This window comes from Actinomadura montaniterrae, from assembly GCF_008923365.1.
GTDB classification, from domain to species: domain Bacteria; phylum Actinomycetota; class Actinomycetes; order Streptosporangiales; family Streptosporangiaceae; genus Spirillospora; species Spirillospora montaniterrae.
Genome location: NZ_WBMR01000348.1, coordinates 1 through 7,278, shown reverse-complemented (window position 1 = coordinate 7,278; position 7,278 = coordinate 1). Strand labels below are relative to the sequence as shown.

Sequence of the window (7,278 nt, the reverse complement as noted above, 5' to 3'; positions counted from 1 at the left end):
CCCCCCACATCGGGGGTCCGGGGGTCGCCCCCCGGGTCAACACGAAGAGGGAGTGCCGGCCCGCGCTTTCCGCGGGCACACCACTCCCCACTCCATCGTGGGCGATACTGGGATTGAACCAGTGACCTCTACCGTGTCAAGGTAGCGCTCTCCCACTGAGCTAATCGCCCTTGCGTGTACTGCGAGGTGGAGACGGGATTTGAACCCGTGTACACGGCTTTGCAGGCCGTTGCCTCGCCTCTCGGCCACTCCACCAGAGCGAGGCCGCACGGGCCTCTCAGAGCGGACGACGGGATTCGAACCCGCGACCCTCACCTTGGCAAGGTGATGCTCTACCAACTGAGCCACGTCCGCTTGTCGGCTCCGGGGTTTCCCCCGGCGCGCATGGACAACTCTAGCGGAATCCGGGAGTGGTTGCGTACTCGTCGGCGGCGTTGTCGGTGGCCTCGGCGTGCAGCGAGTTCCAGAACGCGAGCTCCTTGTCCTCTTCGAGGTGGGCGATGCGGCCCCAGAACTCGCGGTCCTCGGCTTCGTGGGCGGCGGCGAGGGAGAGGGCGGGCATGACGGTGGTGCCGGCGTCGGCGGCGTCGAGGTCGGCGGGGGTGACGTCGGCGGGGAGGGCGACGGGGGTGGAGGGGCGGTGGTGCTTGCCGCGCTTGCGGACGCGGATGGGCGGGGTGGTGGGGGCCTTGGCGGCGGCGGCGCGTCCGGCGGCGAGGGCGACGGTGCCGCAGAGGACGAAGGCGAGGATGCCGCCGAGGACGACGTCCTGGGTGGGGAGCTGCTGCGCGCCGGGGCCGCTGTGCTGCTCCTCGTGGGTGTGGGTGGTGGTGGCGGGGTCGCCGACCTTGTCGACGGTGGTGGCGGGGGCGGCGTGCTTGGGGGTGTGCTTGGCGTCGGTGACGTGGATCTTGCCGGGGTAGCCGAAGCCGACGACGTCGTCCATGCTGCGGGTCTTGCGCATGAGCTTGTAGCCGTCGGCGTTGCCCTCGATGGTGTGGAGGGTGTGCCCGTCGACCTTCTCGACGATGCCGACGTGGTCGATCTGGTCGATGTCGCCGGAGCCGGACCAGTCGTAGAAGACGAGGGCGCCGGGTTCGGGGGTGTGGCCCCAGGCGTCGTGGTCCTTGAACCATTTGGCGTGGTCGACGGTGGAGGCGAACTGCCCGGCCTGTTCGGCGACGCCGGCCTTGTCGGCGGCCCAGGCGAGGAACATGTCGCACCAGGGGGCCGTCTTGAAGTAGGAGTCGTGGTCGCCGTCGATGTTCTTGGCGTACCAGTCGCCGAACTTGGTGTAGCCGCTGCCGTGCTCGGTGTAGCCGAGCTGCTTCTGGGCAACGTCGAGCAGCTTCTTGCCGATCGGGTCCATCTCGCTCCCTGCCGACTCGCCGACTCGGGCAGGGGGCGCCCGACCGGGGACCCGGTCCGTGCCTCGTTCCAAGGTCACGTTCCGGTCTCGCTGGAATGTAGTCGAGGTAAACCGGGGGCGGCAAGCCGTTCCGGGAAAGCGGTCAAAACGGGCTAGTCGGGGGTGGCCCGTCAGAAGTAGCCCCTCGGCAGGACGGTGACGGGGCAGGGTGCGGCGCGCAGCACCTTGACGGCGGTCTCGCCGAGGAAGACGCGGTGGGCGGCGGCGTCCTCGCTGGACGCGCAGACGAGCAGTTCGCCGTCGGGCCAGTCGAGGTCGTCGAGGGCGTCGGCGACGTCGTCGCCTTCGGCGAGGTCGGCGGTGACGTCCTCGGGGGGCAGTTCGGCGGACTCGACGGCGAGGCGGATGGCGAGCGCGAGGTCGTCGCGGAGCCGTTCGGCGTCGACGTCGCCGATGGCGAGGGTGACCAGGCGGAGCGGGACGTCGAGCCGGTCGGCGGCCTGGGCGGCGCGGATCACGGCCTCGTCGCACTGGGGGCGGCGGACGTACATGACGGTGATGCGGCCGAGCTCGTCGGGCGGGGTGTAGCCGGCGGGGGCGAGCATGACGGCCTCGGTGGCGGAGTGCAGCAGGTGGTCGGCGGCGGCGCCGACGCCGATCCGGCCGCGGGCGCCGCCTTCGGGGGAGCCGACGACGATGAGGTCGGCGCCGATCCGGCCGGCGAGCGCGGTGAGGCCGCGGCCGACGCTGCGGCTCTCCTGGACGAGCAGTTCGGCGGGCTGCTCGCCGAGCAGGTCGGCGGCCTGTTCGAGGAGGGTGTGGGCCTCGCCGGCGGCGCCCGCGCGGCCCGGCGGGTGGACGGTGGCGACGCTCAGCTCGCCGCCGGTGAGGGCGACGATGGCGCGCGCCAGGTCCAGGGCCTCCCGGCCGCCCGCGTCGTGGACGTACCCGGCCAGCACGTGTTCGCCGATCATCTGGTGAGCATTCCCCCGGACCGCGCCGTCACAACGATCATGGACTGGTTTACGGTAACTTTTCGTGTTTCAAGCTCGCTGTACTTTTTGGGGGGATTTGTCATGGGGGACGAGGCGGGAGGCCTCGCGCCGGGCCGCTGGACGATCGACCCGGTCCATTCCGAGATCACCTTCACGATCCGGCACCTGATGACCACGGTGCGCGGCTCGTTCCCCGACTTCGGCGGCGAGGTCGTGATCGGCGCCGACCCGATGGACTCGACCGCCCGGGCCGAGATCCGGATGGCCTCGATCGACACCCGCAGCGCCGAGCGCGACGAGCACGTCCGCTCGGCGGACTTCCTGGACGTGCGGCGCCATCCCGTCATGACGTTCGCCGCGACGGGTGTGGAACGTGCCACGATCGGCCGCCGGGCCAAGCGGCCCCGCTACCACCTGGACGGCCAGCTCACGGTCAAGGAGGTCACGCGGCCGGTCCGGCTGCTGACCGAGTTCCACGGCGTCGCGTCCGACCCGTGGGGCGGCACCCGCGCCGGCTTCACCGCCACCGCGTCGATCAGCCGCCGCGACTTCGGCATCGAGTTCAACGTGCCGCTGCAGGGCGACAAGGTCATGCTCGGCGACACCATCGCGATCGCCCTGGAGATCCAGGCCGTCCACGAGGGCTGACCGCTCAACCCCCGGCGGTCCCCGCCGTCCCGGCCGGCTCGGGCTCGCGGACGCCCGGCACGTGCGGGTTGCCGTACCAGGCGACCGCCACCGCGCCGGCGACGGCCAGCACGAACCCGATGCCCGCGGGCAGCGCCATGCCCTCGCGGGAGGCGTCCCCGAGCCACAGCACGCCGATGATTCCCGGGACGACCGTCTCGCCCGCCACCAGTGCCGCCGTCGCGCCGTTGATCGACCCGATCTGCAGCGCGAGCGTGTGGAAGTACATGCCGCCGAGGCCCGCGATCGCGATCGCGTACAGGGCGGGGTCGCCGAGCAGGTCCCGCCAGGCGAGCGGGTCGGTGCCGTTGAGGATCCGGACGCCGACGCCGACCGCGCCGAAGCAGAGGCCCGACAGCAGGCCGGCGGGGATCGCCGCGCGCGGCCCCATCAGCCGGACGATCGGCAGCGCGGCGCCGACGAGCAGCACCGACACCGCGAGCAGCCCCCAGTGCCAGCCGATCGCGACGCGTCCGGCGCCCTCGTGCCCGGCGGTGCCGGCCAGCAGCACCAGCGCGGCGCACACCACCCCGATCGAGATCCACTCCGGCCGGACGAGCCGGATGCCGAGCACCCAGATGCCGAGCACCGCGGTGATCACCAGGTTCGCGCTGATCACCGTCTGGGACAGGAACAGCGGCACCAGCTTCGCCGACAGCGCGCCGAGCGCGAACCCGGCCGTGTCCAGCACCGTCCCGACGATGAACTCCCACGTCACGACGGCCTTCGCGGTGGCGGACAGGCTCGGCCCGCCGTACTCGGTGGACCCGGCGCCCGCGGCGCTCTCGCGCGCCGCGGACCGCCTGGCGCCGAGCGCCTGCAGGACCGATCCGGTCCCGTAGCAGGCCGACGCGCCCACCGCCGTCAGCAGCCCGATGAACACCCGCGCCCTCCGTTCCGCCGCGGGGGACCGCCGGTCCCGCCCCGTCCCGTGCCCAGTGCGGCGGGCGGGTCCGTCCCGCCCCCCAGTCTGACGACCGGGCGGGCCGGAATGTTTCGCCTGCTCCGCACCGGTCGGCTATCAGTTCCCCCGCGCCAGCCGCCGGGCGGCGAGCTCGGCGTAGAGCGCGGCGCCGTCGGCGAGCACCGCGTCGTCGTAGCGGGCGTCGGCGGAGTGGTTCACCGCCGCCTTGCCCGGGTCGACGCCGGACGGGCACGCGCCCATCACGACGAACGCCGACGGTACCTCGTCGCACACGAAGGAGAAGTCCTCCGAGGCCGGGAACGGCTGCGGCGAGTCGAAGTAGCGCTCCTCGCCGTAGACCTCCCGGATGGTGTCCGCCATGAACGCGGCCTCGGCGCCGTCGTTGATCGTCACCGGGTAGTCCTGGACGTAACTGACGTCGACGTCCAGGCCGTGCGCCTTCGCGAGGCCCTGCACCAGCTCGACCGTCCGCTCCTTCAGCTTCTCGTGCGACGCGGGGGAGAACGACCGGACGGTGCCGGAGAAGCTCGCCTCGTCCGGGATCACGTTGTCCACGGTGCCGGAGTGGAACGATCCGATCGTCAGCACCACCGGGTCGAACGGGTCGAACGCGCGGGTCACCATCGTCTGCAGCGCGGTGACCATCTCGCAGGCGGCCGGCAGCGGGTCCTTCGCCAGGTGCGGCATGGACCCGTGCCCGCCGACGCCCCGGACGGTGACCCGCAGCCGGTCCGCCGCCGCCATGATCGGCCCGCCCCGGGTCACGAACATGCCCTGCGGCAGCGCGGCCGAGAACACGTGCAGCGCGTACGCGGCGACGGGGCGCTCGCCGGACGCGTCGAGCACGCCCTCCTCGATCATGATCTTCGCGCCGCCGAGGCCCTCCTCGCCGGGCTGGAACATGAACACGACGTTGCCCGCCAGGTCGTCGCGCCGGGCCGAGAGCAGCCGCGCGGCGCCCGCCAGCATCGTGGTGTGCAGGTCGTGGCCGCACGCGTGCATCACCCCGTCGACCTGCGAGACCACGGCGGCGTCGCCGCGCTCGGTGACGGGGAGCGCGTCCATGTCGCCGCGCAGCAGCACGGTCGGGCCGGGGCGGGCGCCGCGCAGCACCGCCGTCACCGAGGTCAGCCGCTCGCCCGTGACGATCTCCAGCGGCAGTCCGTCGAGGGCCGCGAGCACCTTCTCCTGCGTCCGGGGCAGGTCGAGGCCGAGTTCCGGTTCGCGGTGCAGCGCGCCGCGGAGCCGGGCGAGATCGTCCTGCAGGGCGGCGGCGTCGTCGCGCAGGGACCCGGGGACGGTCGAAGGCTGGCTCAACGGTTCCTCCTCAGGGGGTCTCCGGTGGCCGCGGGCGGCTTTCCGGGCGGCCCGTTCCGGCGCCGCATCTGCACCGTATCGCCGGTGTCACCCGAAATGCCGCACCTGGCGGGCACGAAGATCCTTGAGGAGGAGATGCACGTCGCCGAGCCGCGCCGCGTCCTTCAGCGACCGGTAGATGCCCCACTTGGGGGAGATGCCCGCCGCGCCGGGCCGCAGGTCGAGCCCGTCCCGCTCGACGTCGACGACCGCGTCCCCGGCACCGGCCGGGCCGCCGGCCGTCACCGTCCAGCGGACGCGCCCGGCCGGGGCCGCGGCGAACCGCGCCTCCAGCTCGACGCCGATCCACCGGCTGCGGAGCGGGCCGAGGTCGGCGGCGGCCACGACGACCTCCGACCGGATCGCGTTCAGCTCCAGCAGGTCGCGCCCGCCGCGCCGGCGCAGCGACGTCACCAGCACCGGTCCGCCGCCCGGCCCGCCGCCGGGGACCGAGGCGAAGAACTGCTGGACGTGCGTGAACGACGTCGTCGCCCGCAGCGCCCGCGTCAGGTACCAGGACCAGGAGAAACGCCACGTCTCGCCCTCGACGACGCGGCGCTCCCGCCCGTCCGGCCCCCGCATGCCGCGGACCTCCTGGCGCTGCCGGTCCGGGTAGGTGTCGACGTCGCCCGGATGGTGGACGTCGAACCGGTACATCGTGCCCAGAGCCCGGATGTGGCGGACGCCGGGGTGCGATCCGGCCCGGTCGTCCTCGATCCCCGCGAACGCGGCCAGCCCGTCGCGCCGCGGATCGGCGCTCCACTCGCTCCACTCGCTCCACTCGGCCCGCTCGTCCGCCACCGCCCCATTGTGGAGGTCAGAACGCCGTGCGGGCGAGCCAGTGGTCGAGCAGCGCCCGGTCGCCGGTCACCTTCACGTCCGCGCCGTCCGGGGCCAGGCGCCGCGCGAACAGCAGCATCAGGTCGCGGACGGGCCCGGCGACGGTCATGTCGCCGTCCCGGTCGGCGCGCTCCCAGCCGAGCCCGTCCGGCGCGCGGGTGATCACCCAGCCGGGCACGGACGGCTCGGACGGGCGCAGGCTCAGCGTCTCGCCCCGCCCGCGCAGCTCGGCGAGCTTCGGCTGGAGCGTCGCGGCGGCGGGCTCGGTCACCAGGCCCAGCCACTCGCTGATCCCGTCGGCGGCGACGCCGGGCGCGATCTCGTACCGGACACCGGTGGTGAACGCGGCGTCGGCGTGGTGGACGGCCGTGTCGTGCAGCATCCGGCGCAACCACATCGCGGCCGGGCGCGGGCCCATGATCGGGTGCGCGATGGTGCGGCCCGGGTCCGCCTCGAAGGCCCGGACCAGGTCGTCCGCGCCGTCGCGGAGCCACCCGGGCCAGTCCGCGGCCGCGCCGGGCGCCGTCCGGGGCACCTGCGTGACGAGGTCGGTCGCGCCGTCGCGGACGAACCCGGTGGCCCACCGGTGCGCCTGGCCGATGTGCCCGACGAGGTCGCGCAGGGTCCACTCCGGGCAGGTCGGCACCCTCGTGTCCGGGTCCGCGCCGGTGACGGCGGCGGCCATCCCGCCGGTGTGCTCGCGCAGCGCCTCGGCGATCCGGTCGGCGCCGAGCACCTTGTCGTCCATGGTCGTATCCCTCCTCGTGGACGTCGTGCCCGTACCGTAGGAACTCCAGCCCGGTGGAGGTTCAAGTGACTGTGACCGGCGCCACAGGACCGGGGTCCCTCGGCATCGGCGACCTGGCGGCGCTGACCGGCGTCCCCGTCCGGACGATCCGGTTCTACTGCGACGAGGGGATCCTCGAGCCGGCGCGCAGCGCGGGCGGGCACCGCCGGTTCGACCCGCCCGCCGTCGACCGGCTGCGGCTCGTCCGGCGGCTGCGCGGCCTCGGGCTCGGCCTCCCCGCCATCGCGGCCGTCCTCGCGGGGGACCGCTCGCTCGGCGAGGCCGTGGCGGCCGAGCGGGCGGCGCTGGAGGCGGAGAT

Annotated in this window: 8 protein-coding genes and 3 tRNA genes; 2 read left to right on the top strand and 9 right to left on the bottom strand. The window is 73.7% G+C overall.

Annotated features, from left to right (window positions below):
• Window positions 1–98: 98 nt before the first annotated feature.
• From F9B16_RS48020 to F9B16_RS48000, 5 genes are all read right to left on the bottom strand, one after another.
• Window positions 99–170, bottom strand: a tRNA-Val gene (locus tag F9B16_RS48020).
• Window positions 171–184: 14 nt separating this feature from the next.
• Window positions 185–255 (bottom strand) — tRNA-Cys (locus tag F9B16_RS48015).
• A gap of 26 nt (window positions 256–281) precedes the next feature.
• Window positions 282–354, bottom strand: a tRNA-Gly gene (locus F9B16_RS48010).
• A 40-nt stretch (window positions 355–394) separates the two neighbouring features.
• Complete coding sequence (locus F9B16_RS48005) at window positions 395–1,369, bottom strand: CHAP domain-containing protein (RefSeq protein WP_151546946.1); 975 nt, start codon at window positions 1,367–1,369, stop codon at window positions 395–397.
• Between the two features lie 170 nt (window positions 1,370–1,539).
• Complete coding sequence (locus F9B16_RS48000) at window positions 1,540–2,343, bottom strand: universal stress protein (protein ID WP_151546945.1); 804 nt, start codon at window positions 2,341–2,343, stop codon at window positions 1,540–1,542.
• Window positions 2,344–2,445: 102 nt separating this feature from the next.
• On the opposite strand from F9B16_RS48000, the gene F9B16_RS47995 reads away from it, so the two are divergent.
• Window positions 2,446–3,012, top strand: a complete 567-nt coding sequence (locus tag F9B16_RS47995) for a YceI family protein (protein ID WP_151546944.1) — start codon at window positions 2,446–2,448, stop codon at window positions 3,010–3,012.
• A 4-nt stretch (window positions 3,013–3,016) separates the two neighbouring features.
• Here F9B16_RS47995 and F9B16_RS47990 read toward each other — a convergent pair whose 3' ends face one another.
• The 4 genes from F9B16_RS47990 to F9B16_RS47975 form a co-directional block, all read right to left on the bottom strand.
• The gene (locus F9B16_RS47990) at window positions 3,017–3,934 is read right to left on the bottom strand and encodes a hypothetical protein (protein ID WP_151546943.1); all 918 of its coding nucleotides are present in this window, start codon (window positions 3,932–3,934) and stop codon (window positions 3,017–3,019) included.
• Between the two features lie 138 nt (window positions 3,935–4,072).
• Window positions 4,073–5,293, bottom strand: coding sequence for a M20 metallopeptidase family protein (locus F9B16_RS47985; RefSeq protein WP_151546942.1), 1,221 nt, complete (start codon window positions 5,291–5,293; stop codon window positions 4,073–4,075).
• Window positions 5,294–5,380: 87 nt separating this feature from the next.
• Window positions 5,381–6,133 carry a Tat pathway signal sequence domain protein gene (locus tag F9B16_RS47980; RefSeq protein ID WP_151546941.1) on the bottom strand — a complete coding sequence of 251 codons (753 nt, stop codon included), beginning with the start codon at window positions 6,131–6,133 and terminating at the stop codon, window positions 5,381–5,383.
• Between the two features lie 16 nt (window positions 6,134–6,149).
• Entirely contained in the window at window positions 6,150–6,920 is a 771-nt protein-coding gene (locus F9B16_RS47975; RefSeq protein WP_151546940.1) for a maleylpyruvate isomerase family mycothiol-dependent enzyme, read from the bottom strand.
• A gap of 65 nt (window positions 6,921–6,985) precedes the next feature.
• On the opposite strand from F9B16_RS47975, the gene F9B16_RS47970 reads away from it, so the two are divergent.
• On the top strand, window positions 6,986–7,278 hold a 293-nt coding region (locus F9B16_RS47970; RefSeq protein ID WP_225992620.1), incomplete at its 3' end, for a MerR family transcriptional regulator.

Bases quoted from the DNA above. Each gene is read 5' to 3' on its own strand.
- F9B16_RS47995 (WP_151546944.1), top strand. From the start codon at position 2,446: ATGGGGGACGAGGCGGGAGGCCTCGCGCCGGGCCGCTGGACGATCGAC.
- F9B16_RS48000 (WP_151546945.1), bottom strand. From the start codon at position 2,343: ATGATCGGCGAACACGTGCTGGCCGGGTACGTCCACGACGCGGGCGGC.
- F9B16_RS48005 (WP_151546946.1), bottom strand. From the start codon at position 1,369: ATGGACCCGATCGGCAAGAAGCTGCTCGACGTTGCCCAGAAGCAGCTC.
- F9B16_RS47975 (WP_151546940.1), bottom strand. From the start codon at position 6,920: ATGGACGACAAGGTGCTCGGCGCCGACCGGATCGCCGAGGCGCTGCGC.